Annotated in this window: 26 protein-coding genes and 1 tRNA gene; 10 read left to right on the top strand and 17 right to left on the bottom strand. The window is 67.4% G+C overall.

Features of this window, described 5'->3' with window-relative positions; all coding sequences use genetic code 11:
- Position 1 precedes the first annotated feature (1 nt).
- The gene (locus BM353_RS01855) at positions 2-2,020 is read left to right on the top strand and encodes a capsular polysaccharide biosynthesis protein (protein WP_092076027.1); all 2,019 of its coding nucleotides are present in this window, start codon (positions 2-4) and stop codon (positions 2,018-2,020) included.
- Here the strand turns inward: BM353_RS01855 and ribD are convergent.
- From ribD to BM353_RS01805, 10 genes are all read right to left on the bottom strand, one after another.
- Positions 2,017-3,114 carry a bifunctional diaminohydroxyphosphoribosylaminopyrimidine deaminase/5-amino-6-(5-phosphoribosylamino)uracil reductase RibD gene (ribD, locus tag BM353_RS01850; protein WP_281248098.1) on the bottom strand — a complete coding sequence of 366 codons (1,098 nt, stop codon included), beginning with the start codon at positions 3,112-3,114 and terminating at the stop codon, positions 2,017-2,019. The genes BM353_RS01855 and ribD overlap by 4 nt on opposite strands.
- Complete coding sequence (gene nrdR, locus BM353_RS01845) at positions 3,111-3,584, bottom strand: transcriptional regulator NrdR (RefSeq protein ID WP_092076025.1); 474 nt, start codon at positions 3,582-3,584, stop codon at positions 3,111-3,113. Before nrdR ends, ribD begins: the two co-directional genes overlap by 4 nt.
- A 166-nt stretch (positions 3,585-3,750) precedes the next feature.
- Complete coding sequence (locus BM353_RS01840; RefSeq protein ID WP_092076023.1) at positions 3,751-6,384, bottom strand: nitrate reductase; 2,634 nt, start codon at positions 6,382-6,384, stop codon at positions 3,751-3,753.
- Positions 6,384-7,610: an NAD(P)/FAD-dependent oxidoreductase gene (locus tag BM353_RS01835; protein ID WP_425439377.1), complete on the bottom strand. Its 1,227-nt coding sequence runs from the start codon at positions 7,608-7,610 to the stop codon at positions 6,384-6,386. The genes BM353_RS01840 and BM353_RS01835 overlap by 1 nt, the downstream gene beginning before the upstream one ends.
- 8 nt (positions 7,611-7,618) lie before the next feature.
- Positions 7,619-8,101 (bottom strand): globin family protein, encoded by a 483-nt coding sequence (locus BM353_RS01830; protein ID WP_092076019.1) that lies wholly within the window; start codon positions 8,099-8,101, stop codon positions 7,619-7,621.
- A 6-nt stretch (positions 8,102-8,107) separates the two neighbouring features.
- Positions 8,108-9,793: an ABC transporter ATP-binding protein gene (locus BM353_RS01825; RefSeq protein ID WP_092076017.1), complete on the bottom strand. Its 1,686-nt coding sequence runs from the start codon at positions 9,791-9,793 to the stop codon at positions 8,108-8,110.
- A 5-nt stretch (positions 9,794-9,798) separates the two neighbouring features.
- Positions 9,799-10,881, bottom strand: a complete 1,083-nt coding sequence (locus BM353_RS01820; RefSeq protein ID WP_092076015.1) for an ABC transporter permease — start codon at positions 10,879-10,881, stop codon at positions 9,799-9,801.
- A gap of 92 nt (positions 10,882-10,973) precedes the next feature.
- Entirely contained in the window at positions 10,974-12,341 is a 1,368-nt protein-coding gene (locus BM353_RS01815; protein ID WP_092076013.1) for a CmpA/NrtA family ABC transporter substrate-binding protein, read from the bottom strand.
- Between the two features lie 274 nt (positions 12,342-12,615).
- Positions 12,616-13,791, bottom strand: a complete 1,176-nt coding sequence (locus tag BM353_RS01810) for a CmpA/NrtA family ABC transporter substrate-binding protein (RefSeq protein WP_092076011.1) — start codon at positions 13,789-13,791, stop codon at positions 12,616-12,618.
- Positions 13,788-14,372 carry an ANTAR domain-containing response regulator gene (locus tag BM353_RS01805; RefSeq protein WP_092076009.1) on the bottom strand — a complete coding sequence of 195 codons (585 nt, stop codon included), beginning with the start codon at positions 14,370-14,372 and terminating at the stop codon, positions 13,788-13,790. Before BM353_RS01805 ends, BM353_RS01810 begins: the two co-directional genes overlap by 4 nt.
- 174 nt (positions 14,373-14,546) lie before the next feature.
- Between BM353_RS01805 and BM353_RS01800 the strand changes: the two genes are divergently transcribed.
- The 5 genes from BM353_RS01800 (at position 14,547) to hisH (ending at position 18,971) form a co-directional block, all read left to right on the top strand.
- Complete coding sequence (locus tag BM353_RS01800; RefSeq protein ID WP_092076007.1) at positions 14,547-15,383, top strand: arsenate reductase/protein-tyrosine-phosphatase family protein; 837 nt, start codon at positions 14,547-14,549, stop codon at positions 15,381-15,383.
- Positions 15,380-16,378 carry an ArsJ-associated glyceraldehyde-3-phosphate dehydrogenase gene (locus BM353_RS01795; RefSeq protein ID WP_092076005.1) on the top strand — a complete coding sequence of 333 codons (999 nt, stop codon included), beginning with the start codon at positions 15,380-15,382 and terminating at the stop codon, positions 16,376-16,378. Before BM353_RS01800 ends, BM353_RS01795 begins: the two co-directional genes overlap by 4 nt.
- Complete coding sequence (gene arsJ, locus BM353_RS01790) at positions 16,321-17,634, top strand: organoarsenical effux MFS transporter ArsJ (protein ID WP_143104074.1); 1,314 nt, start codon at positions 16,321-16,323, stop codon at positions 17,632-17,634. Before BM353_RS01795 ends, arsJ begins: the two co-directional genes overlap by 58 nt.
- A 109-nt stretch (positions 17,635-17,743) precedes the next feature.
- Positions 17,744-18,331 (top strand): imidazoleglycerol-phosphate dehydratase HisB, encoded by a 588-nt coding sequence (gene hisB, locus BM353_RS01785; RefSeq protein WP_092076000.1) that lies wholly within the window; start codon positions 17,744-17,746, stop codon positions 18,329-18,331.
- Between the two features lies 1 nt (position 18,332).
- The gene (hisH, locus tag BM353_RS01780) at positions 18,333-18,971 is read left to right on the top strand and encodes an imidazole glycerol phosphate synthase subunit HisH (RefSeq protein WP_092075998.1); all 639 of its coding nucleotides are present in this window, start codon (positions 18,333-18,335) and stop codon (positions 18,969-18,971) included.
- A gap of 3 nt (positions 18,972-18,974) precedes the next feature.
- On the opposite strand, the gene BM353_RS01775 is transcribed toward hisH, so the two are convergent.
- Positions 18,975-19,355, bottom strand: coding sequence for a DUF2147 domain-containing protein (locus BM353_RS01775; RefSeq protein WP_092075996.1), 381 nt, complete (start codon positions 19,353-19,355; stop codon positions 18,975-18,977).
- 127 nt (positions 19,356-19,482) lie between these two features.
- Here BM353_RS01775 and hisA point away from each other — a divergent pair, with 127 nt between their 5' ends.
- The 3 genes from hisA (at position 19,483) to BM353_RS01760 (ending at position 21,386) form a co-directional block, all read left to right on the top strand.
- Positions 19,483-20,214 (top strand): 1-(5-phosphoribosyl)-5-[(5-phosphoribosylamino)methylideneamino]imidazole-4-carboxamide isomerase, encoded by a 732-nt coding sequence (gene hisA, locus BM353_RS01770; RefSeq protein WP_092075994.1) that lies wholly within the window; start codon positions 19,483-19,485, stop codon positions 20,212-20,214.
- Between the two features lie 96 nt (positions 20,215-20,310).
- Entirely contained in the window at positions 20,311-21,069 is a 759-nt protein-coding gene (gene hisF / locus BM353_RS01765) for an imidazole glycerol phosphate synthase subunit HisF (RefSeq protein ID WP_092075992.1), read from the top strand.
- Positions 21,069-21,386 carry a phosphoribosyl-ATP diphosphatase gene (locus BM353_RS01760; RefSeq protein WP_092075990.1) on the top strand — a complete coding sequence of 106 codons (318 nt, stop codon included), beginning with the start codon at positions 21,069-21,071 and terminating at the stop codon, positions 21,384-21,386. The genes hisF and BM353_RS01760 overlap by 1 nt, the downstream gene beginning before the upstream one ends.
- 6 nt (positions 21,387-21,392) lie before the next feature.
- Here the strand turns inward: BM353_RS01760 and BM353_RS01755 are convergent, their stop codons facing one another.
- The 3 genes from BM353_RS01755 to rlmB all read right to left on the bottom strand — a co-directional run bounded on the left by BM353_RS01755 (position 21,393) and on the right by rlmB (position 23,121).
- Positions 21,393-21,839 (bottom strand): CoA-binding protein, encoded by a 447-nt coding sequence (locus BM353_RS01755; RefSeq protein WP_092075988.1) that lies wholly within the window; start codon positions 21,837-21,839, stop codon positions 21,393-21,395.
- A gap of 187 nt (positions 21,840-22,026) precedes the next feature.
- Entirely contained in the window at positions 22,027-22,272 is a 246-nt protein-coding gene (locus tag BM353_RS01750) for a hypothetical protein (RefSeq protein ID WP_245759525.1), read from the bottom strand.
- 69 nt (positions 22,273-22,341) lie between these two features.
- Positions 22,342-23,121, bottom strand: coding sequence for a 23S rRNA (guanosine(2251)-2'-O)-methyltransferase RlmB (gene rlmB, locus BM353_RS01745; RefSeq protein WP_092075984.1), 780 nt, complete (start codon positions 23,119-23,121; stop codon positions 22,342-22,344).
- A gap of 159 nt (positions 23,122-23,280) precedes the next feature.
- Between rlmB and BM353_RS16835 the strand changes: the two genes are divergently transcribed.
- Positions 23,281-23,364 (top strand) — tRNA-Tyr (locus BM353_RS16835).
- 92 nt (positions 23,365-23,456) lie between these two features.
- Here the strand turns inward: BM353_RS16835 and BM353_RS01740 are convergent.
- From BM353_RS01740 to BM353_RS01730, 3 genes are read right to left on the bottom strand one after another with little or no spacing between them, the layout of a single operon-like run.
- Complete coding sequence (locus BM353_RS01740; RefSeq protein ID WP_092075982.1) at positions 23,457-23,858, bottom strand: Na+/H+ antiporter subunit G; 402 nt, start codon at positions 23,856-23,858, stop codon at positions 23,457-23,459.
- A 10-nt stretch (positions 23,859-23,868) separates the two neighbouring features.
- The gene (locus BM353_RS01735) at positions 23,869-24,138 is read right to left on the bottom strand and encodes a K+/H+ antiporter subunit F (protein WP_092075980.1); all 270 of its coding nucleotides are present in this window, start codon (positions 24,136-24,138) and stop codon (positions 23,869-23,871) included.
- Entirely contained in the window at positions 24,135-24,626 is a 492-nt protein-coding gene (locus BM353_RS01730; RefSeq protein WP_092076465.1) for a Na+/H+ antiporter subunit E, read from the bottom strand. Before BM353_RS01730 ends, BM353_RS01735 begins: the two co-directional genes overlap by 4 nt.
- Positions 24,627-24,628 lie beyond the last annotated feature (2 nt).

The raw sequence follows: 24,628 nt of genomic DNA, 5'->3' as shown, positions 1-24,628 counted from the left end.
CATGCGCGCCGGTGCCGGGACAGCCGCGTGCGCCCGGCCGCTCCATGTCTTCAACGGCGGAATCCTGACCTCCCGCCGCATCCGCCGCATCCTCGCGCTCGCCGGCCACCCGCCGCGCCTCGGTCTGCCGGGGCCCGGCGATCTGGTCGGGGTCTGGGGGCAATCGCCCACCGCGCGGCGCGGGGTCTGGGTGGCCCGGCGGCGCGGCGCGGGGCTGATGCGCATCGAGGATGCCTTCCTCCGCTCGGTCCATCCGGGCCGCACCGGCGCGCCGCCGCTTGGCCTCCTGCTCGACTTAACGGGCGTGCATTTCGACGCGCGCCACCCGTCGGACCTTGAGGCCCTGCTGGCCAGCCATCCGCTGGATGACCCGGCGCTCCTTGCCCGCGCCGAGGAGGGGATCGCGCGGCTGAGAGAGGGGGGGCTGAGCAAGTATTCCGCGCATGATCCGGGTGCCGCGCTGCCCACGCCGGGCTATGTGCTGATCGTCGATCAGGTCGCGGGCGATGCCGCGCTGCGCGCCAGTGGCGCGGGCGAAGAGACCTTCCGCGAGATGCTGCGCGCCGCGCGGGCCCGCCACCCCGGCACGCGGATCGTCATCAAGTCCCACCCCGAGACGGCGCGGGGCCTCCGCCCCGGACACCTCGGCGCCGTGACCGGGCCGGACATCACCCAAATCACCGCCCCGGTACCGCCCTGGCCGCTTCTGGAAAACGCCCGCGCGGTCTACACCGTCTCGTCGCAACTGGGCTTCGAGGCCATTCTCGCCGGGCAGCGCCCCGAGGTCTTCGGCGCGCCCTTCTACGCCGGGTGGGGCCTGAGCGAGGACCGCGCGCCGCTACCCCGCCGCGGCCGCGCCCTCTCGCCCGTGCAGCTCTTTGCCGCCGCGATGCTGCTTTATCCCACCTGGTACGATCCCTGCCGCGACCGGCTCTGCGCCTTCGAAGACGCGCTCGACGCCTTCGAGGCCGAAACCCGCGCCTGGCGCGAGGATCGGCACGGCTGGGTCGCGGGAAACATGCGGCTCTGGAAACGCCCGGCAATCGCGCGGTTCTTTGGCGCGGAGCGGTTCGTCAAGTATCGCGCGGATCCCGCAGCAGCCTCCACCACCGCGCAGGCGCTCGGCGCAGGGGCGATGGTCTGGGGCGCGGCCCCGGCGCCCCGGGGCGCGACGCGCGTCGAGGACGGGTTCCTGCGCTCGCGCGGGCTCGGCGCGGCGCTCGTCCCCCCGCTCTCGCTGGTGACGGACGACCTTGGCCTTTACTACGACCCGAGCCGCCACTCGCGGCTGGAGGCGCTCATCGCCGCCCGCGCCACCCTGCGCCCGGGTCAACGCCGCCGGATCGAGGCCCTGATCGCCACGCTGCGCAGCGCCCGCCTGAGCAAGTATAACCTCAAGGGGACCGCCCGCGCCCTGCCCGCCGCACCGGACGGCGCGCGGCGGATCCTCGTGGTGGGACAGGTCGGGGACGATGCCTCCATCCGGCTCGGTTGTGGCGACATCGCAGAGAACCGCGCCCTTCTGGCCGCAACCCGCGCGGCCAACCCCGACGCGTGGATCCTCTACAAACCGCATCCGGACGTGGAGGCCGGGCTTCGGCCGGGCGCCATCGAGAGCGATGATCTTGCCGATCTGACCGCGCGCCATGCGGACCCGATTCCCCTGCTCGATCACCTCGATGAGGTCTGGACGATGACCTCGCTGCTTGGCTTCGAGGCCCTGCTGCGCGGCCTGCCCGTCACCACGCTCGGCGCGCCGTTCTACGCAGGATGGGGCCTGACCACCGATCTCGGAGAGACACCAGAGCGCCGGCGCGCGCGCCCCGATCTTGCCGGGCTCGCCCATGCCGCGCTGATCGACTATCCGCGCTACCGCGATCCGGTCAGTGGGCGGCCCTGCTCCGCCGAAGTGATCGCCGAGCGGTTGTCCAGCGGCGCGGGCCTGCGCGCCTCGGCGCCGAACCGGGCGTTGGCGAAGCTTCAGGGGGTGCTGGTGCGCCAAAGCTGGCTCTGGCGCTAGCCGTCCTCGGCGCGCCAGCGGTGCATCACGTCGCCGCCGAGCGCGCGGCTTTCCATGAGGCGAAACCGCGTGGCCTCGGTGAGGTCCGCAAGCCCGAGCGCGCCGATCGCGGGGCGCCCCTCGGCGCCGATCGCCAGCCCGCCGGTGAAGCCGATGAACTCGTCCACCACTCGCGCTTGCAGGAGCGAGGCCGCGAGCGTACCCCCGCCTTCGCAGAAAATCGAGGTGAGCCCCGCCTGCCCAAGCGCGCGCAACAGTGCCGCCGGATCGACGCGCCCTTGCGTCACCGGCACGGGCACCAGCCGTGCCCCGGCCTCCTCCCATGCGCTGCGCTGCGCCGCGCCGGCCTCGGGGCCATGGCAGATCCAGACAGGCACCGCGCGCGCGGTTTGCCCAAGCTGCCCCTGCGGCGGGATGTCGGCGCGGCGCGAGACCACGATCCGCACCGGATCATGGGCGATCCCGAGGCCGCGCACGGTCAGCGACGGATCATCGAGCCGCGCCGTGCCCGCGCCGACCATGATCGCATCGTGGCGCGCGCGCAGGCCATGCACCGCCCGCCGTGCCTCCGGCCCGGTGATCCACTGGCTGTGCCCCGAAGCGGTGGCAATGCGCCCGTCGAGCGAGGTGGCGAGCTTGAGCGTGAGCCAGGGCCGCCCCGCCGCGTTGCGCCGGAAAAACCCGCGATGTGCTTCGGCCCCGGCCTCGGGCGCCGCCGCGCGCTCCACCGCGATGCCCGCGGCCTCCAGCCGGGCAAACCCCTGCCCCGCCACGCGCGGATCGCTGTCCCCGGTCGCGGCCACGACGCGCGCGAGCCCCGCCGCGATGAGCGCATCGCAACAGGGCGGCGTCTTGCCATGATGGGCACAGGGCTCCAGCGTCACATAGGCGGTCGCGCCGCGCGCCGCCGCCCCGGCCTCGGCAAGGGCGACAACTTCCGCGTGGGGCCGCCCGCCCGGCTGTGTCCAGCCGCGCCCGACGATCCGCCCTTCGCGCACGATCACACAGCCCACCGCCGGGTTCGGCCAGCAGCGTCCCTCTGAGCGCCGGCCCAGCGTCAGGGCCAGCGCCATGAACCGCGCGTCGGCGTTCAACTCTCTGGTTCGGGTTTGTCCGCCGGGCGCAACTCACTGACAAACTTGTCAAAATCGTCTGCGGCCTGGAAGTTCTTGTAGACTGAGGCAAAGCGCACATAGGCGACCGTGTCGATCCGCGCGAGGCTCTCCATGACGATCTCGCCGATCATCTTGGAGTTGAGATCGGTCTCGCCCATGCTCTCCAGTCGGCGCACGATGCCCGAGATCATCTGGTCGATCCGCTCCGGCTCGACCGGGCGTTTCTGCATCGAGATCCGGATCGAGCGCTCCAGCTTGTCGCGGTCGAAATCCTCGCGGCGGCCGTTGGATTTGATCACCACGAGGTCGCGCAACTGCACGCGCTCATAGGTGGTGAAGCGCCCGCCACAGGCCGGGCAGAACCGGCGGCGGCGAATGGCGGCGTGATCCTCGGCGGGGCGCGAATCCTTCACCTGTGTGTCGATGTTTCCGCAAAACGGGCAGCGCATCGGTCAATATCCCTCGCTCTGATCATCGCCCGCACCCGGCCCGAAAATGGGGCCCGCCGGGACATATCCACAGGCACTATAGGATGCCCGCTAGAGTTTGGGTAGTGCGTATTCGCAAGGGCTAGATATGCGCGCGCCACAGCGCCGGCCCGGGGTCTCGGGCCGCCTATTCCGCCGCCTCGCGCCGCGCCGAGGCCGCGATCAGCGCCGCGATCTCAGGCCGGCAGGAGCCGCAATTGGTCCCCGCCTGCAAGACCTCGCCGACCTGCTCGACCGTCAGGGCCGCGCCCTCCTCGATCGCGCGCAGGATGGTGTTCACCCCGACGCCGAAACAGGAGCAGAGGATCGGCCCGGGATCGGGCCGGTCGGCGGGGGTGCGCCCGGTGAGCACGTCAATCGCCTCGGCCCCCGGCAGCGTCGCGAGGTAGTCACGCATGAGCGCGGACGGCTCTCTGGAGACGAAGATCGCGGCGCGCAGCCGGCCGCCCTCGTGAAAGGCCAGCCGGGTGAGCCCCGCCGCGCGATCCTCCACCGATTGCACCACACCGCCCGAAAGTCCGAAGATCCGCCGCGCCTCGGCCTCCCAATCCGCGGGGGCGTCGCGCCCGGCCATCTCGGCGCGCGCGCCGGCCTCGGTCCGGGCAACGGCCCAGTATTCGCAGGAGAGATCAAGCGCGCCCGAGGTCATCGCGAAGGCATGCCAGCCCGCGTCGAATTTCTCCACCGCGACCACCGCCGCCTTGCTCTCGGGCTGGCCCGAAACCGGGTCCGTGATGCCGGGGACGAGCGCGTCGATCCGCCCCGAGGGCGCGGTCTGGGCCGTCCAATGGATGGGCGCGAAGACATCGCCGGGCTTGACCGCATCGGTGATCCGCGCGCGCAGGATCGCGCCGCCCTGCGGGCTGCGGACCGAGACCAGATCGCGCGCGCCGATCCCGAGCCGCCGGGCATCTTCGGGGTGGATCTCGAGGAACGGCTCGGGCAGATGCGCCGAAAGGCGCGGCGCGAGGGCCGTGCGCGTCATCGTGTGCCACTGGTCGCGGATGCGCCCGGTATTGAAGCGGAAGGGATAGCGCGGCGCGGTCCGGGCCGCGGGGGGGCGATAGGCGAGCGGGAGCATCCGCGCCTTGCCCCCGGGATGAAAGAACCGCCCGTCGCCGAAGAAACGCCCGCCCTGCCGCGCGGCGCTCACCGGCCAGCGCACCGGGGCGAGGTTGCGGTAGCCCGTGTCCGACAGATCGCTCAAGGCCGAAATGTCAAAGTCCTTGCCGAAGCTCGCGGCGATCCCCGAAAGCGCGGCGAATTCGCGGAAAATCTCGCTGGGCCCGGAGTAGTCGAAGGCCTCGGCCCAGCCCATACGGCGCGCGACCTCGGCGAGGATCTGCCAGTCCGGCAGGGCCTCCCCCGGCGGGGGCAGGACGGCGCGCTGGCGGCTGATGGTGCGGTCCGAGTTGGTCACCGTCCCGTCCTTCTCGCCCCAGGCGGCCGCCGGCAAGAGCACATCGGCGAGCTGCGCGGTGTCGTTCCGGGCAGTCACATCGCTGACGACGGTGAAGTCGCATCCCGCGATCGCATCGCGCACCGCATCGGCGTCCGGCATCGAGACCGCCGGGTTGGTGTGGATGATCCAGAGCGCCTTGATCTCGCCCGTCGCCACGCGGCGAAACATCTCGACCGCCTTGGCGCCCTGCGCCTCGGGCATGCGCGGCGCGGACCAGAAATCGCGCACGGCCCCGCGATGATCGGGGTTCTCGATATCGAGGTGGCAAGCGAGCATGTTGGCCAGCCCGCCCACCTCGCGCCCGCCCATGGCGTTGGGCTGGCCGGTGACGGAAAACGGGCCGCAGCCCGGCGTGCCGATCCGGCCCGTCGCCAGATGGCAATTGAGGATCGCGTTGACCTTGTCGCTGCCCGAGGACGACTGGTTGACCCCCTGGCTGAAGATCGTGACGACCTTTTTGGTGCCGATCCAGAGATCGTAGAAGGCGGCGAGGTCTTCGGGCGCGAGCCCGGTCACCGAAAGATCCGCCTCAGCCGCGGCGCCGAAGGCCTCGGCCGCGCCGGTCACGTGGCGCAGATAGGCCTCATCGGCCGCGCCGCGCCGGTCAATCTCGTTCAAGAGCCCGTTGAACAGCGCCACGTCCGAGCCAGACTCGAGCATCAGGTGCAGGTCCGCTCCGTCGCAGCTCACCGTCCGGCGCGGATCGACGACGACCAGCTTCATCTCCGGCCTGAGCGCCTGCGCGGCGAGGATGCGTTGGTGCAGCACCGGGTGGCACCAGGCGAGGTTGGAGCCGACGAGCACGATCAGGTCGGCTTCTTCTAGATCCTCGTAGGTCCCGGGGACCGTGTCGGTGCCGAAGGCGCGCCGCTGGCCCGCAACGGTCGAGGCCATGCAGAGCCGCGAGTTGGTGTCGATATTGGCCGAGCCGATGAAGCCCTTCATCAGCTTGTTGGCCACGTAGTAATCTTCGGTCAGGAGCTGGCCCGAAACGTAGAAGGCGACGCTGTCGGGCCCGTGTTCGGCGATGGTGTCGGCGAAGCGTGTGGCGACGAGATCGAGCGCCGTGTCCCAGTCGGTGTCATCGGCGCCGATCCGGGGGCGCAGCAGGCGGCCCTCAAGCCCGAGGGTTTCGCCGAGCGCCGAGCCCTTGGAGCACAGGCGCCCGAAATTCGCCGGGTGGTCAGGATCGCCCGTCACCAGCGCGCCGCCCTGCCCGTCCGGCCGCAGCAGCACACCGCAGCCGACCCCGCAATAGGCGCAGGTCGAGCGGATCGCGGGAAGCTCCATGCCGTCCATCACGCCGCCACCCCCTGCAAGGCCGGGCGCGCGGGCACCGTCTGGGCGACAGGGCCGAAGATCAGCGTCTCGCGGATGGCCGAGATATCGGCGCCGCTGCGGATCAGATCGAGGAACCAGGCGCTGTCGCGCGTATCGCCGTAAAACACCGCGCCGATGAGCCGGTCGCCCTCCAGCACGAGGCGGCGGTAGCTCTCGCGCAAGGGGTCGTGCAGCACGATCTCGTCGCGCTCTTCTCCTGCCGCGAAATCGCCCGCGCTGAAAAGAGCGCACCCCGTCACCTTGAGCTGCGTTGCGACGTCGCGCGGTGTGAAGACGGCCTCGGCCCCGAGAAGCGTCTGCGCCGCGACCTCCGCCTGATCGAAACAGGGCGCGACGAGGCCGAACAGCGCGCCGCGATGCTCAACGCATTCGCCGATCGCGAGGATGTCCGGGGCGCTGCTGCGCATGTGGTCATCGACGATGATGCCCCGTCCCGTCTCGATCCCGGCCGCCGCGGCAAGCGCGGTATTGGGACGGATGCCCACCGCCATCACCAGCAGATCGCAGGGCAGCTCTGTCCCATCGTCGAGCAGGAGCGCGCGGACCTTGCCCGCCTCGCCCGCAATTTCGCGCGAATTCGCGCCGCAAAGCACGGTGATCCCCCGGCCGCGCAGCGACTCCGCGAGCATCCCGCCCGCCGTCGCGTCAAGCTGCCGTTCCATCAGATGCCCCATGAGATGCACCACCGTGACCTCAGCCCCCCGCGCCGCCATCCCGGCCGCAGCCTCCAGCCCCAGCAGCCCGCCGCCGATCACCACGACCCGCCGCCCCGGCCCCATGGCCATCATCCGCTCGGTGTCTTCCAGATCGCGATAGGCGATGACCCCGTCGACCTCATGCCCCGGCAGCGGGATGATGACGGGCGCGGATCCGGTGGCGAGCAGGAGTTTGTCGTAGGGCAAAACCTCGCCGTCTTGCGCGGTCACGATCTTCGCGGCCGGATCGATGGAGGCCAAACGCTCGCCGAACCGGCAGGTGATGCCGTGGCGCGCGTACCAGGCCGCATCGTGGGTCACGATCTCCGCGAACCGCTTCTCCCCGGCCAGAACCGGCGAGAGCATGATGCGGTTGTAGCTCCCACGGGGCTCGGCGTTGAACACGGTGATGTCATAGGCATGCGGGTCGGCCTCGATCAGGCGCTCCAATGCCCGGCCCGCCGCCATCCCGGCACCGACAACGATCAACCGGGGCCTCATCCCCAGAACTTCCACCAGGGTTTTTCGGCCCCTGGCAGGGCACGAGAGGCGACCACGTCATCCACCAGCGGCCGCGGGTAAGCCGCCTCGATCATCACGCCGGACAGGAGGGAATAAGCGCCCGCCCAAGCCGAGCGCACGTCAGGCGTGAAGTCGTCCCCGAGCCCTTTTTCGAGCGTGAAGAGCAGCGCCTCTCCCACCGGCTCATAGTGCGCCGCCTCGACGCCATAGCCCACATGCCGCACCGCCAGCCCCTTGGCCACCGGCACGATCTTGTCCAGATCGCGCAGCCCGTTCACCACAACGGCAAGCGTGGCCATGAGCTTCTTGCCCTGACCGGCCATGTCGCCCTTGAACATCGGGCGGACCTCGGGCGCGATTTCGAAGAGCCGGGCATAGAATATCTCGGCCGCCGTATCGGCGATCGGAACCACCTGAGCGAAACTGTCCTGAACAAGCTGGATCTCGCGGTCTTGCATATCGGGTTACTCCGCGGCGATGGGCGTGGCGGGTTTCGGGGCCGGTTTTGGCTTGGCGCCGTGCTCGTATTCCTCCAGAAAATCAAGGACCTCCTGGCGGTAGTTATAGTAATCCGGATGCTCCAGAAGCGCCTTGCGCGTGCGCGGCCGGGGCAGATCGACCTCGGTGATCTTGCCGATCGTGGCTTGCGGGCCGTTGGTCATCATGACCACCCGATCAGCCAGAAGGATCGCCTCGTCCACATCATGGGTGACGCAGATCGCGGTGACCTTGGTCCGCGACCAGACCTCCATCAGCACCTCCTGCAATTCCCAGCGGGTGAGGCTGTCGAGCATGCCGAACGGCTCATCGAGCAGCAGCAGCTTGGGGCTGAGCGCAAAGGCCCGCGCAATGCCCACGCGCTGTTTCATCCCGTTCGACAGATCCGTGGCGGACTTGTCCATCGCATCCGCGAGGCCCACCCGTTCGAGGTAGTATTCCACCACATCCTGCCGCTCGGCGCGGCTCGCCTTGGGATAGACCTTGTCCACCCCGATCGAGACGTTCTCCTTGGCGGTGAGCCAGGGAAAGAGCGAGGGCGACTGAAAGACCACGGCGCGCTCGGGATCGGCCCCCTCGACATGCCGGCCATCGAGCTTGATCGCGCCCTTGGAGATATCGTTGAGCCCCGCCGCCATGGTCAGGACCGTCGACTTGCCGCAACCGGAATGGCCGATCAGCGAAATGAACTCGCCGCGATTGATCTTGAGGTCGAAATCCTCGACCACGGTGAGCGGCCCCTTGGGCGTGGGGTAGATCTTGTGAAGCTGCGAGAAATCGAGGAAGCGCTCGTCGAGGAGCCCCGCCTGCGCCTCGGCCACCGCAGCAGGCACCCCGTGGATCGGGACCACGTCGGGCAGCGTCTTCTTGCCCTCCACCTTGGCTTCGATGCCCACATCCATGAGGTAGGTCGTGACCTCGCCGCGCAGGGTCTTGAACCCCTCGTGGTGGTTCATCTCGGTGCGGTCCCTCGGGCGCGGAATATCGACCGTGAACTCCCGGCCGAGCGTGCCGTCGGGGTTCAGCGCGATGATGCGGTCGGCCAGGACGATCGCCTCGTCCACATCGTTGGTGATGAGCACGCAGGTCTTGCGCTCCGCCTCCCAGATCGCCTCGATCTCATCGGCGAGATTGGCACGCGTCAGCGCATCCAGCGCCGACAGCGGCTCGTCCAGCAGCAGCACCTCGGGGTTCATCGCCAGCGCCCGCGCCACGTTGACCCGCTGGCGCATCCCGCCAGAAAGCTCGGCGGGGCGCCGGGTAGCGGCGTGGCCCAGCCCCACCATATCGACGTAATGCGCGACCTTGTCGGCCTTCTGCGCCTTGGAGAGCTTGGGAAACACCGTGTCGACCGCCAGCGCCACGTTCCCCGTGACCGTGAGCCATGGCATGAGCGAGTAGCTCTGGAAGATCACGCCGCGCTCCGGGCCCGGCCCGGTGATCGGCTTGCCCTTGAACGTGACCGAACCGCTCGTCGGCCTCTCCAGACCGGACATCAGATTGATCAGCGTGGTCTTGCCCGTGCCGGAAAAGCCGAGGATGACGAGGAACTCGCCCTCCTCGATCTGCAGGTCGATGCCGCGCAGGACATCCGCTCTGGCCGTCCCCTCCCCGAAGGATTTGGACACGTTGTCGAAGGCGATAAAACTCATGGCGCTCACCGGTTGTTGGAAAAGGTGAAGAGCGATTGCAGTGCGAACATCACCCGATCGAGCAGAAAGCCGATAATCCCGATGGTCAGCACCGCGACCATGATCTTGGCGAGCGACTGGCTGGAGCCGTTCTGAAACTCATCCCAGACGAACTTGCCGAGCCCGGGGTTCTGCGCAAGCATCTCAGCCGCGATGAGCACCATCCAGCCAACCCCGAGCGACAGCCGCAGCCCGGTGAAGATGAGCGGGAGCGCCGAGGGCAGCACCAGCTTGGTGATCTTGGTGTAGGTGTTCATCTTGAGCACCTTGGAGACGTTGATCAGATCCTTGTCGATCGAGGCCACCCCGAGCGCCGTGTTGATCAGCGTGGGCCAGAGCGAGCAGAGCGTCACGGTGATGGCCGAAATCAGGAAGGACTTGGCAAAGAGCCCGTCATTGGTGGCATAAACCGCCGAGACGATCATGGTCACGATCGGCAACCAGGCCAGCGGCGAGACCGGCTTGAAGATCTGGATCAGCGGGTTCAGCGCGGCATTGGCGGTGGGCGAAAGCCCGGCGGCAATCCCGAGCGGGACGGCAACCGCAGTGGCGACAATGAAGCCGAAGAAGACCGTCTTGATCGAGGTCCAGATCTGATCGTAGTAAGACGGCGCGCCGGTGTAGGCCACGGATTTGACCTCATCCGCGCGGCCCGCCGCGATCAGCCTCTCGTTGCGCGTCTCGACCATCGTCTCGAACTTGGCGCGCTTCTCGGCCTTGTTCTGCGCATCCTCATGCAGATTGACCACCTCGGTCCAGACCTGCCCCGGCCCGGGAACCGCCCCGAGCGAGGTCTGCACCTTGGGCGCCAGCGTACCCCACATCAGCAAAAACGCGCAGATCGCCATAAGCGGCACCCCGAGCAGGCGCCAGATTTCCTTGGTCTGGGCCTTGGGATTGTCCCCCGCCGCTGCCTTGAGCACCGGCGTGATCCAGCTCAGGCCAAGGACCTGAAACCACTTGTCCGCCGCATTGATGCGGGTGAAGAGACGCGCCTTGCGGGCTTCGCGCGCCGCGCTCTGCGAGAAATTCGGGTCTACGGTCGTCATCGTGGTGTTTCCCTCTTGGCAGGGGATGGCGGGCGGGGCGATGCTCCGTCAGGAGCGAGCGCCGGCTCCGCCATCCCGGCTTGGTGACGGGCTCAGCCCTGAACGTCCGTACCAACGACGATCTGCTCGCCCTTCAGCCCGATCGGCAGGCTGTCGAGATAGGCGTTGGGTGTGCGGCCGTCGTAAGGGATGCCATCGATGATATCCTCCGCCGGGGTCGCCGCCTTGTAGCCGTCGCTGTCCCAGGGGAAATCCGCCTCATCGGCCAGCCCTTCGTCCACCAGCATGCGCGCGGCGCCAAGATAGATGTCCGGCCGGTAGACCGACTTGGCCACCTCATCGTACCAGCTGTCGGGCTTGGGCTCGGTGATCTGGCCCCAGCGGCGCATCTGCGTGAGGTACCAGACCGCGTCGGAGTAGAACGGGTAGGTCGCGTTGTAGCGGAAGAACACGTTGAAGTCCGGCACCTCGCGGGTATCGCCCTTCTCGTATTCGAACGTGCCGGTCATCGAGTTGGCAATCACGTCGTAGTCCGCGCCCACGTATTCCGAGCGGCTGAGGATCTCCACCGCTTCGGGGCGGTTGGCGTTGTCGTTCTCGTCCAGCCAGATCGCCGCGCGGATGAGCGCCTTGGTCACGGCTTTGGTGGTGTTGGGATACTGCTCGGCGAATTCGGCGGTGATGCCGAAGACCTTCTCGGGGTTGTTCTTCCACAGCTCATAGTCGGTGATGACCGGCACGCCGATGCCCTTGAACACCGCCTGCTGGTTCCACGGCTCGCCCACGCAGTAGCCATATATCGTGCCCGCTTCGAGCGTGGCCGGCATCTGCGGCGGCGGCGTCACCGAGAGCAGCACATCCGCGCCGATCTGGCCGGTGATGTTCTCGGTGGAGTAATAGCCCGGATGCAGCCCGCCCGCCGCGAGCCAGTAGCGCAGCTCGTAGTTGTGGGTGGAGACCGGGAAAACCATGCCCATGTTGAAGGGCTTGCCTTCGGACTTGTACTTTTCGACCACCGGCGCCAGCGCCTCGGCAGAGATCGGGTGCTGCGGGCGGCCGTCCTCCATGGTCGGGATATTCGGCTTCATCTGCTCCCAGATCTCGTTGGAGACGGTGATGCCGTTGCCGTTGAGGTCCATCGAGAAGGGCGTGATGATATGCGCCTCGGTGCCGAAGCCGATCGTCGCGGCGAGCGGCTGGCCGGCGAGCATATGCGCCCCGTCGAGTTGCCCGTCGATCACACCGTCGAGCAGCACCTTCCAGTTCGCCTGCGCCTCCAGCGTCACGAAGAGCCCCTCATCGAGGAAATAGCCCTGCTCATAGGCCACCGCGAGCGGCGCCATGTCGGTCAGTTTGATGAATCCAAAGGTCAGCTCGTCTTTCTCAAGCTCGAGCATCTCGGCAAATCCGGGGCTCGCGAGGGCCGTGGTGGCTGCAAGACCGAGGAGAAGGTGTTTCATGGGTCTGTCACTTCCTGTCATCGCACCCGGAGCGCAGAACGCCGGGCAATAAAAAAACGCCGCTGACCGAAACCGCCGGAGGAGGGCAGTTGGTCGAGCGACGTTGCTCAGCGTTCCCTGTCACAGGGAAGGTATGTGTCGGGCGGGCCACGCTGCCCGCTACACCTCCCTTATCCGTGGCGGGCGGCGCGCCGGGCAACAGGTTTTGTAGCATTGAGGTCAATTTTCCCACGCCGCGCCCCGATGCGCCCAAAATTTCTGCGCCAAAGCGGCGTCACTCGGGCATTGGCTCAAAAATGCGGCCATCGAAGAACATGTCCGGCTCCAGAATCAGCCGCCCCGCTTCCGCGCCGACCTCCATCGGCTGGCGCACCGCGCCCTCGGCCTTGGAGGACGCAGAGGGCAGATCCGCGCCGTATTGGCGCAGTGCGGCGCGGTGCAGGTCCGACCGAAAGGCGCTTCGGGCGGCACGGGCCGAGGCTTCGCGGTCAAGCCCAAGGCGCGCGGCGAGCTGCATCCCGATCCACTCCGCCTGGCTGCGCCAGGGGAACGTCGCCCCGCCGCGATAGAATTCGATGAAGCCGGGCACGTGGCGCTCTTCGCCCGAGGGCGAGATCACCATCCGCCCGTCGAGCGCGCGGCCCAGGAGGTCGGGCGAAAGGTCGAGGTATTCGGGGCGCGCCAGAAGCTCGGCGGCGAGAGAGTGGCTGTCGGGATCGGCGATCCAGCGCGCCGCCCGGCGCAACGCGCGAATGAGCCGGCCCAGCATCGCGCTTTCCCGCTCGGCCCAATCGGACCGCACCGCGACGACCTTTTCCGGCGCAAAGGCCCAGATCGCCCGCCCGGGGATAAGCAGCGCGCCGACGCCGTTCTCCACGGCCTGAGACCCCCAGGGCTCGCCCACACAGAAGGCGTCGATCTCGCCATGCTCCATCGCGTTGGCCATGAGCGGCGGCGGAACGGTGCGGATCTCGACGCTCTGCGGCGCCGGGCGGCCAAGCGCCGTCAGCCAATAATAGACAAGCTCAGCATGCATCGAGAAGGGAAACGGCACCCCGATCCGCAGCGTCTCGCCCGCCGCGGCGATGAGCGCGAGCCCCGCCGCGCGGGCATCGTTGAAGGCAAAATCATGCCCGTTGTCCCGCAACCGGCGTTCCAGCTCACGGCTCACGCCGATCACATCGCCATTGACCGACAAGACCGAGACCGCCGAGAGCGGCGCCCCCGCGCCCCCCAGCCCGAGCGCCGTCGCGATCGGCACGGGCGAGAGCATCTGCGCCGCGTCCACCTGCCCGAAACTCAACATGTCGCGCACCGAGGACCAGGACGGCGCGCGGCGCAGATCGAGCGCGATCCCTTCTTCGGCCGCGAAGCCCATCTCCTGCGCGATCACCAACGGCGCGCAATCCACCAGTGGCAGATAGCCGACCTTGAGCCCCGACGCCTTCATGACAAGAGCCCCGCCGCCGTCACCAGCGCCTGGGCCACATCCGCCACGCGCCGGCCCTGATCCATCGCCGTCTTGCGCAAAAGCGCATAGGCTTCATCCTCGCCGATCCCGCGGGCGCGCATGAGCATCCCCTTGGCCCGGTCGATGACCTTGCGCTCCTCCAGCGCCCGTTTGGTTTCGGCCAGCTCGGTGCGCATCCGCTGGAACATGTGAAACCGCGTGATCGCCGCGTCGAGCACCGGTTTGAGCCGGTTGGGCTTCATCCCGTCGACCACATAGGCCGAAACGCCCGCCTCGATCGCCGCCGAGGACAGCCCCTCGTCCGAGCGGTCCACGAACATCGCGACCGGCCGGTCCATCGGGCCGGAGGCAACCGCCAGCTCCTCCAGCGTGTCGCGCGAGGGATTCTCGATATCAATAAGCACCACGTCAGGCGCGCGTGCCTGAATTTGTCGTGCCAAACCAGTGGGTTCGGCAATGACGTGTATGTCGTAAGCGCCCGCGCTGCGCAGGCTGTCCACGATCGAGAGCGCGCGGTCTCGGTCTGCTTCAACAACGATGATGGACAGCGTATCAGGCATAGATCTCAAGCAGCAGCGGCAGCGCAAAATGTAAAGCCTGTCGCCACGGCCATGGCCTCCAAAACAATCGAATGCTCAAATTCTAGGCGACACCTCCACGGCTCGCCCCGAAACGAGCGGCAAATGCCAGTAAAAAATGATTGCAGACTCATCTATTTCCTATATTCATGAATTATGGAATTAGAGATCGCCCCCCTCCTCGAAACTCTCGGCAACCCGAACCGCCTCGCGGTGTTTCGCCTGCTGATGCGCCGCTATCCCCAGGCCGTCCCCGCGGGCGAGATCGCACGGGCGCTGGAGCTGAAGCCCTCGACCCTCTCGGTCTACCTCGGCGCCCTGCGCCAGGCGGGGCTGATCGAGCAGCGCCGCGAGGGCACATCGCTGCTCTATCGCCCCGACATGACCCGTAGCGCGGCGATGATTCAGGCCCTCTGGGGCGACTGTTGCCGCGGACGACCCGACCTCTGCCCCCCTCCCTTACTGCAGCATGGAGACAAAACCATGACACCGGCCCGCCCCTACAACGTCCTGTTCATCTGCACCGGCAACTCCGCCCGTTCGATCTTTGCCGAAGCGCTGCTGCGCGATCTCGGCGGCGAGAAATTCGTGGCCCATTCGGCCGGAACCCAGCCCTATTCGGAGCTCAATCCCGTGGCGGTTCAGATGCTTGCGGAAAAGGGGCATGACACGGCGCTCCTGCGCTCCAAGAACGTAACGGAGTTTCAGGGCGAGTCTGCCCCGCCGCTGGATTTCGTCTTCACCGTTTGCGACCGCGCCGCGAACGAGACCTGCCCGCCCTGGCCCGGCCAGCCGATTTCCGGCCACTGGGGCCTGCCCGATCCGGTCAAGGTAGAGGGAACGCAAGCCGAGAAGCGACTCGCCTTCCAACAAGCCTACGGCCTTCTGAAAAACCGCATTCAGGCGTTCACCGCCCTGCCCTTCGAGGGGCTCGACCGGATCAGCCTGCAAGCCCGCATCGACGATATAGCTCTGGACGGAACCCCGGCATGACCACCTACGCTTTGAATGGCCTCGGCCGCATGGGCAAGCTTGCCCTCAAACCGCTGCTCGCGCGGGGGATCGTGCCCGTGTGGATCAACGACGCGGTGGGCGATCCGGCGATGCAGGCGCATCTGCTGGAATTCGATACGGTTCATGGCCGGTGGAACGCGGATTTTTCTCATGATGCGGAGAGCATCACCATCGACGGCCAGCGCATGCCTGTCTTCAGCCAACGCGATCCCGCGAAGCTCCCGCTTGAGGGGGTCGATGTGGTCATCGACTGCACCGGGGTGTTCAAGACCGAAGCCAGTCTCGCGCCCTATTTCAACGCCGGGGTGCGGAAGGTCGTGGTCTCCGCGCCGGTCAAGGACGGTCCGACGGCCAACATCGTCTACGGAGTGAACAACGGCGCCTATGACCCTGATAAACATAGCATTGTCACGGCTGCGAGCTGCACGACCAACTGTCTCGCCCCGGTTGTGAAGGTGGTGCATGAAGCCATCGGGATAAAGCACGGCTCCATAACGACAATTCACGACGTGACCAACACGCAGACCATCGTCGATCGCCCGGCCAAGGACCTGCGCCGCGCGCGCTCCGCGCTCAACTCCCTGATCCCGACCTCGACCGGATCGGCAACCGCGATCACCCTGATCTACCCCGAGCTCAAGGGCCGGCTGAACGGGCACGCCGTCCGCGTCCCCCTGCTCAACGCCTCGCTGACCGATTGCGTCTTCGAGCTGGAGCGCGCGACCACACCGGAAGAGCTCAACGCGCTCTTCAAATCCGCCGCGGAGGGCGAGCTCAATGGCATCCTCGGCTATGAGGAGCGCCCCCTCGTCTCGGCCGATTACACCAATGATCCGCGCTCAGCGATCATCGACGCCCCTTCGACCATGGTGATCAACGGCACCCAGGCCAAGATCTACGCCTGGTACGACAATGAATGGGGCTATGCGCACCGCCTCGTCGATGTCGCGGCCTTGGTGGGGGACTCGCTGTGAGCAGACCGGTCGGGCTTGCCGCCTATGTCGCCGTGACCGCGGCCTACTGGGCCTTCATGCTGACCGACGGCGCGCTGCGCATGCTCGTCCTGCTGCATTTCCACACGCTCGGCTTCTCGCCGGTGCAGCTCGCCTACCTCTTCGTGCTCTACGAAATCGCGGGCGTCGTCACCAATCTCTCGGCGGGCTGGATCGCCGCGCGCTTCGGCCTCACGAGCACGCTCTACGCCGGGCTCGGGCTTCAGATCCTCGCGCTCCTCGCCCTCGCCCAGCTCGACCCAAGCTGGACCGTCGCCGTTTCGGTGGCTTTCGTCATGTGCGTGCAGGGCGCCTCGGGCGTGGCCAAGGATCTGGCCAAGATGTCTTCCAAATCGGCCGTCAAACTGCTTGCGCCCAAGGAAAAGGGCGGGCTTTTCCGCTGGGTCGCGCTGCTGACCGGGTCCAAGAACGCGGTCAAGGGGTTCGGCTTCCTGCTCGGCGCCGTGCTGCTGGGCACCGTGGGGTTTGTTCCGTCCGTCCTTGCGATGGCAGCGGTGCTCGCCGTGATCCTCGCCGTGATCGTCTGGCGCATGCCCTCGGGCCTGCCCGCCGGGCGCAAGGAGGCCAAATTCCGCGAGGTCTTCTCCAAATCGCGCAATGTGAACATGCTCTCGGCGGCGCGCGTGTTCCTCTTCGGTGCGCGCGATGTGTGGTTCGTCGTGGGCATCCCGATCTACTTCTACGCGGTCCTGTCGGATGGCTCCGAGGCGGGCAATCGCGCGGCGTTCTTTACCATCGGCAGCTTCATGGCCCTGTGGATCATCCTATACGGCGCCGTGCAGGCCGCGGCCCCGAAGCTGCTCAACGCCGCCGCCCGCCCCGAGGCCGAGATCGTCGCCGCCGCCCGCGGATGGGCCGCAGCGCTCACCCTCGTGCCCGGCGCGCTCGCCCTGCTGATCTGGCTCGCGGGCGCCCCCGCGCCCTGGCTCACGCTGACCATCGTCGCCGGGCTCCTGCTCTTCGGCGCGCTCTTCGCGGTCAACTCAGCGCTGCATTCCTACCTCATCCTCGCCTTCACCCGGGACGAGCGCGTGACCATGGACGTGGGGTTCTACTACATGGCCAATGCCACCGGCCGCCTCGTCGGCACGGTGCTTTCCGGCGCGACCTACCAGATCGGGGGCCTGCCCCTCTGCCTTGCCACGGCCGCGCTCATGCTCGCCCTCGCCGCGCTCTTCGCCGGCCGGCTTGCGCCCGACCCCGTCGCCGCGCAATAACCGCCGGGCCGGGCAATCGCGCCACGGAGGCCGCGGTTTCGGCCCCGGCCCCTCTTGGCGCGCCTCGGGTCACGGCCTATAAGGCCCCGAAACTCTTGAGGATCGCCCGATGCGCCACGCCAGGATCGCCCGTCAAACCGCCGAGACGAACATCACGGTCGAGATCAACCTCGACGGCTCCGGCACCTATGACAACCAGACCGGCGTCGGGTTTTTCGACCACATGCTCGACCAGCTCTCGCGCCACGCGCTGATCGACATGACCATCCGCGCCGAGGGCGATCTGCACATCGATGACCACCACACCGTCGAGGACACCGGCATCGCGCTCGGCCAGGCCCTGACCGAGGCGCTCGGCGACAAGCGCGGCATCCGCCGCTACGGCGCCTGCCTACTGCCAATGGATGACGCGCTGGTACGCGCCGCGCTGGATCTTTCCGGCCGGCCCTACCTCGTGTGGAACGTCGCCCTGCCGACCCAGAAGATCGGCACGTTCGACTGCGAACTCGTGCGCGAGTTCTTTCAGGCGCTCAGCACCCACGGCGGCATAACCCTGCACGTCGATCAGCTGCACGGGCTCAACAGTCACCACATCGCCGAAGCCGCCTTCAAAGCCGTCGCCCGCGCCCTGCGCGACGCGGTGGAGACCGATCCGCGCAAAGCCGATGCGATCCCCTCGACCAAGGGCGCGCTCTGAGATGAGCACCGTCATCGTCGACTATGAAAGCGGCAACCTGCACTCCGCAGCCAAGGCCTTTCAGCGCGTTGCGCGCGAGACCGGCGCAGGCGAGGTCGAGATCACCTCGGACCCGGACACGATCCGCCGCGCCTCTCGCGTCGTGCTGCCCGGCGACGGCGCCTTCCCGGCCTGCCGCGACGCGCTCTTCGATCATCGCGGCGTCTTCGAGGCGATCGAGGAGGCCGTCGTCACCGGCGGGCGCCCCTTCTTCGGGATCTGCATCGGCATGCAGATGATGGCCACCCGCGGCCTCGAATACCGCGAAACGCCCGGCTTCGACTGGATTGGCGGAGAGGTGGTGAAAATCGCGCCCTCCGATGCGGCGCTCAAGGTCCCGCACATGGGCTGGAACGATCTGGTGATCGACCAGCCGCACGCCGTTCTCGCGGGCATCAAAACCGGCGACCACGCCTATTTCGTCCACTCCTACCACATGCAGGTGGCCGCCCCGGCCCACCTTCTGGCCCATGCCGATTACGGCGGCGCGATCACCGCGATCGTCGGCCGCGACACAATGATCGGCACCCAGTTCCACCCCGAAAAGAGCCAGGCCACCGGCCTGAAACTCATCGCGAATTTTCTGAACTGGGCGCCCTGAGGCCTACTTGATCCGCGCCCAGGTCTGGCTCGAACAGAGCAGCCCGCCAGCCACGCAGCCCTTCATCTTGAGCCGGTCGCCCGCAAGCTCCATCTTGCCCATGTAAACCTTGTCATTCGACGGCCGCCAGACCTTGCCCTCATACTTGCCGCCCCCCGTCGCGGTCATGTCCCGCACCAGAAGCTTGCCAAGGTTGGGCGATTTGTACTCGCCATCGGTGTTGAACGTGCGGCTCAGCGTCCCGCAAAAGGCCGCGCCACAGGGCGCCATCGTGACATAGGCATAGGCCCCGTCGTCGACCTGGGTCTGCCAGATGCCTTCGATCGGGTCCGCGGACGCCGCCCCCGCCAACCCCAACGCCAGCGCGTAAATCATGGATTTCATCGGTCTCCTCCCTGGATTACCACCGAAACTCTGCGCGAGGCTCCGAGCCCGGATCAAGCCTGACGTCGGGTCGCGTTGCATTCGCCGCGCCCCCATGCCAAAGGAGCCCGAGCCTCAGGAGACAGCCATGATCCTCTACCCCGCCATCGACCTCAAGGACGGTCAGGCCGTGCGCCTCTACAAGGGCGAGATGTCGCAAGCCACCGTCTTCAACGACGACCCCGCCGCCCAGGCCAAAGCCTTCGTCGAGGCCGGCTGCGAATGGCTCCACCTCGTGGACCTCAACGGCGCCTTCGCCGGCACGCCCGTCAACGCGGCCCCCGTCGAGACGATCCTGAAGGAAACACGCGTCCCCGCCCAACTCGGCGGCGGCATCCGCGACATGGCCACCATCGAGACCTGGCTCGACAAGGGCCTCGCCCGCGTCATCCTCGGCACGGTCGCCGTCGAAAACCCCGCCCTCGTCCGCGAAGCCGCCCGCGCCTTCCCCGGCAAGGTCGCGGTGGGGATCGACGCCCGCAACGGCCGTGTCGCGACCAAGGGCTGGGCCCACGAGACCGACGTGATGGTCACCGACCTCGCCAAATCCTTCGAAGACGCCGGCGTCGCTGCCATCATCTACACCGACATCAACCGCGACGGCGCCATGCAGGGCCCCAATATCGAGGCCACCGCCGCGCTCGCCCGCGCCGTCTCCATCCCGGTGATCGCCTCCGGCGGCGTCTCCTCGCTCGCCGACCTCATCGCCCTGCGTGACTGCGGCGCGGCGCTCAACGGCGCCATCTCCGGCCGCGCCCTCTACGACGGCGCCATAGATCTCGCTGAAGCCCTCAAAACCCTGCGCGCTTCTTCTCTTTGAAAATACTCCGGGGGAGGCCGCCAAAGGCGGACGGGGGCAGCGCCCCCCAAAGCCCCCCGGCTTGCCGCCGCGCCAAACCCGGTGTACCTCTGCCCCATGCTGAAAACCCGCATCATCCCCTGTCTCGACGTCGCCGAAGGCCGCACGGTCAAGGGCGTCAATTTCGTTGACCTGATCGACGCGGGCGACCCGGTCGAACAGGCCCGCGCCTATGACGCCGCCGGCGCCGACGAGCTCTGCTTTCTCGACATCAAGGCGACCCACGAAAACCGCGGCACGATGTATGATCTCGCCACCCGCACCGCCGAGCAGTGCTTCATGCCGCTGACCATCGGCGGCGGCGTCCGGACGACCGAGGACGTGCGCAACCTGCTGCTCGCGGGCGCCGACAAGGTGAGCTTCAACTCCGCCGCCGTGGCCGATCCGGACGTGATCGCCCGCGCCGCCGACAAGTTCGGCAGCCAATGCATCGTCTGCGCCATCGACGCCAAGACCGTTGCGCCCGGTCGCTGGGAGATCTTCACCCACGGGGGCCGCAAATCCACCGGGATCGACGCGGTCGACTTTGCCAAGCTGATCTCATCCAAGGGCGCGGGGGAAATCCTGCTCACCTCGATGGACCGCGACGGCACGCGCGCGGGCTTCAACCTCGACATGACCCGCACCATTGCCGATGCGGTATCGATCCCGGTCATCGCCTCGGGCGGCGTCGGCACGCTCGACCACCTCGTCGAAGGCGTGACCGAGGGCCATGCGTCGGCCGTCCTTGCTGCGTCGATCTTTCACTTCGGCGATCACACCATCCGCGAGGCCAAGGAACACATGGCCGCCGCGGGCATCCCCGTGAGGCTCTGATGACCACGCTGCACACCCTCTCGCAAACCGTCGCGGCCCGCGCCGGGGGCGATCCCGACGAGAGCTGGACCGCGAAGCTTCTGGCCAAGGGCCCGGAGAAATGCGCCGAGAAATTCGGGGAAGAAGCCATAGAGGCGATCATCGAAGCGGTACGTGGCGATCGCGGCGCGCTGATCGGCGAGGCCGCCGATGTGCTCTACCACCTGCTCGTCATGCTGCGCGCGCGGGGCATTTCGCTTGAGGATGTCGAGGCCGAACTCGCCCGGCGCGAGGCGCAATCGGGGCTCGCGGAGAAGGCGGCGCGCCCGAAAGGCTGACCCTCCTCAGCTCCGGCCCGGCATCCGCTCGGGCAACAGCCGTGGCAACTCGATCTTCGGGCAGCGGTCCATGACCACGTCCACGCTCTTGTCGATGGCGCGCTGCGCGGCGTCTTCGTTGATCACACCGAGCTGCATCCAGACTGTCCTGAGCATGGGGAGCTGCGCCAGCGCCTCTTCGACCACCGGCAAGACCGCCTCGGACCGGCGGAAGATATCAACCATGTCGACCGGCACGTCGATCTCCGCAAGGCTTGCGCGCACCGTCTCGCCAAAGAGCGTCTCGCCCGCGTGGCCGGGGTTCACCGGGATCACGCGATAGCCGCAGCGGGTGAGGAATTGGCCCACCCCGTGGCTCGCACGCGCGGGGTTCATCGACGCGCCGACCATCGCGATGATCTGCGTACGCGCAAGCACCTCGCGCAGCCCGTCGTCGGTGTTGATCAAACTCATGTCAGCACTCCCTTCTGGCAGACGAAAAAAAGCGCCCAGACGAGAGCCTGGGCGCAAGTGTGGAACGAGGGACAGTGAAATGAAACGCGGGAAGTTCCAAATTCCGCGTTCGATACTGACTTAAGCGCGTCAGCAACGCTTTAAAGAGCGTGTAAGATAAACGTGAACGCATCATGAAGGTTCCCCCTCAGTCGAAAATATCTTCGAGCACATCGAACGCCTCGCGCAGCGCCGACTGAAACAGCGAGCGTTTCCGCGCCTTGGCCTTCTTTTTCTTCTTGCCCCCGCGGCCGCTGCGCTTGACGGGCTCTGGCCGTGGTGCGGGCGCGCCCGCGTTTCGCCCCGCATCCGCGCTCGGCAGGCGTTTGAGGTCATGCAGCGGCGCGCCGCAAGCCGAGCAGGCAAGCTCGTGGCGCAGCGTGCCGTCCAGCACCAGCGCCGCGCGCGTGCCGCAATAGCAGCAGGTTGCAACCTTGGGATAGCCTGGAATCGTCTCTCTCCTTCAGCCGGTACGACAGGCATATAGGGCGACAGCCGCCGCATTGGAGACGTTGAGCGAGCCAAAATCGCTGGCAAAGGGAATGCGCACCAACATGTCGCAGGTCTCGCGCGTTTTCTGGCGCAGCCCGGGCCCCTCGGCGCCGAGCACGAGGCCGATCGGCCGATCCGCGAATTGCGCCGCGGCCTCGTCGAGACTGGCTTCCGCCTCGCCGTCGAGCCCCAGAAGGATGTAGCCCGCGGACTGGAGCTCCTTCATCGCGTCCGCCAGATTGCGCACCTGCAGGTAGGGCTGGCGCTCCAGCGCGCCGCTCGCGGTCTTGGCCAGCGCGCCGGTCTCAGGCGCCGAATGGTGGCGCGGGGCGATCACCGCGCGCGCGCCGAAGACCTCCGCCGAGCGCAGGATCGCGCCCACGTTATGCGGATCGCTCACCCGGTCCAGCAGGACCACGCGCGGCGGGCGCTCGCCGTCCCCGAGGCTGACCTCACCCAAGGCCCCCCAGGACAGGGGTTTGACCTCGAGCGCCGCGCCCTGGTGCACCGATTGCGGATCGAGCGGCGCGGGAAACCGGCGCGGATCGGCGATCTCGGGCTCGACCCCGCTCGCCCCCACCACATCGCCCAGCCGGTCCGCCGCGTTGGGCGTCAGGATCAGCCGCAGCTTCTCGCGCCGCGGATTGCCGAGCGCATCGCGCACCGCGTGCAGCCCGAAGAGCCAGACCGTCTCGCGCTCCGCCTCGCGTTTGCCGCGCTCCTTTTCGACCACCCACTTGGGTTTTTTCATCTCACTCGTCCCTGCCCGATTGCGCGCGCGACAATGCGGCGCGAGCGGCCGCACCGCAAGCTGTTTTCCTCCCATCCACCCGAAGGGATTTTCCTGTTGACGCCTCCTTGGCACGGCGATAATCACGCTCCACACGAACGGGCTGCGGCCCGTCGGAGTGGGCGACAGGCCGCAAGGTGTGGCAGGGGACTGTAACTCCCTCGCGGAGACGCACGCCTGGTTCGATTCCAGGGTCGCCCACCACTCTCTCCCCGTCTTTCAGGATTGTTCCGGGTTTGCGCGCGCAAGGCGCGTGCGGCGTCGGCGCCGCGATCCGCCGCGTGAGGCGCGCCGGATCAATCGGATGGGCCGCTGTCCCCCAGCCGGGAATGCGCGGTTTCCGTGTCAGCGGGCGGCAGATCGTACCCGGCCCAGCCGTAGTCGCTCCCGGTGTCCGGCAGCCCGTCCTCATCGACCCGCAAGAGCATGTAGGCCTTGGACATGAAATTGGCCGAGACCGGCGCTGTGATGAACAGGAAGAAGAGGATCAGCAGCTCGTGGCTCGAGAGCATGGACTTGTCGTAATAGGCCTTGACCATCGACGCCAGAAGCAGCCCGCCGACGCCGAGCGTCGTGGCCTTGGTGGGGGCGTGCAGCCGTTGCATCGTGGTCTTGAGTTTCAAGAGCCCGAAGGAGCCGACGAGGCCGAAGATCCCGCCGATGACGATGAGTGCGGAGATGATGATTTCAATGATCATGCCAAGCCCCTCATTCGATGATGTCGCCGCGCAGGATGAAGCGGCAATAGGCGACGGTGGCGACGAAGCCCACCATCGCGATGAGCATGGAGGCCTCGAAATAGAGGCTGGTGCCGGTGTAGAGCCCGAAGAGGATGATCAGCGCAATGACGTTGATGACCATGGTGTCGAGCGCGAGGATACGGTCGACCGTGCCGGGGCCGCGCGCCACGCGCCAGAGCGTGAAGAGCAGCCCGATCCCGAAACAGGCGAAGGCGAACAAGAGGGCGGCGTTTATCATCCGAAAATCTCCTTCAACCGGCGCTCGTAGCGCGATTTGATATCGGCGCAGACCGCTTCGGGATCGTCCGAATGCAGGCAATGCACCAAAAGCGCCGAGCCATCGGCCGAGAGCATGGCCGAAACCGTGCCCGGCGTCAGCGTGATGGTCGCGGCGAGCACGGTGATGGCTTCAGGCTCCTTGAGCTCCAGCGGCACGGAAATCCACTTGGAGCGGATCTCGCGGTTGGGCTTGAAGAGCACGATGAGCGCCACCTGAATATTGGCGACGAGGATATCCCAAAGCACGATCCCGGTATAGGCAAAGGCCTTGAGCGGGCGTTTGAGCAGCGGCCGGTCGGGCCAGTAGGTCGAGGTCATGATCGGGATGACGATGGCGAGAAAGCTGCCCAGCAGGATATTGCCCGGCGTGATCTTGTTGACCAGCTGGAGCCAGAAGATCGCGAGGAAGACGCTCAGCAGCGGGTGGGGGAGCAATCGGCGCAGCAGCA

Origin of the sequence: Poseidonocella sedimentorum (assembly GCF_900116005.1) — a bacterium.
Classification (GTDB): Bacteria; Pseudomonadota; Alphaproteobacteria; order Rhodobacterales; family Rhodobacteraceae; genus Poseidonocella; species Poseidonocella sedimentorum.
The sequence above is the reverse complement of the archived record's forward strand: the minus strand, read 5'-3'. Positions and strand labels throughout refer to the sequence as shown.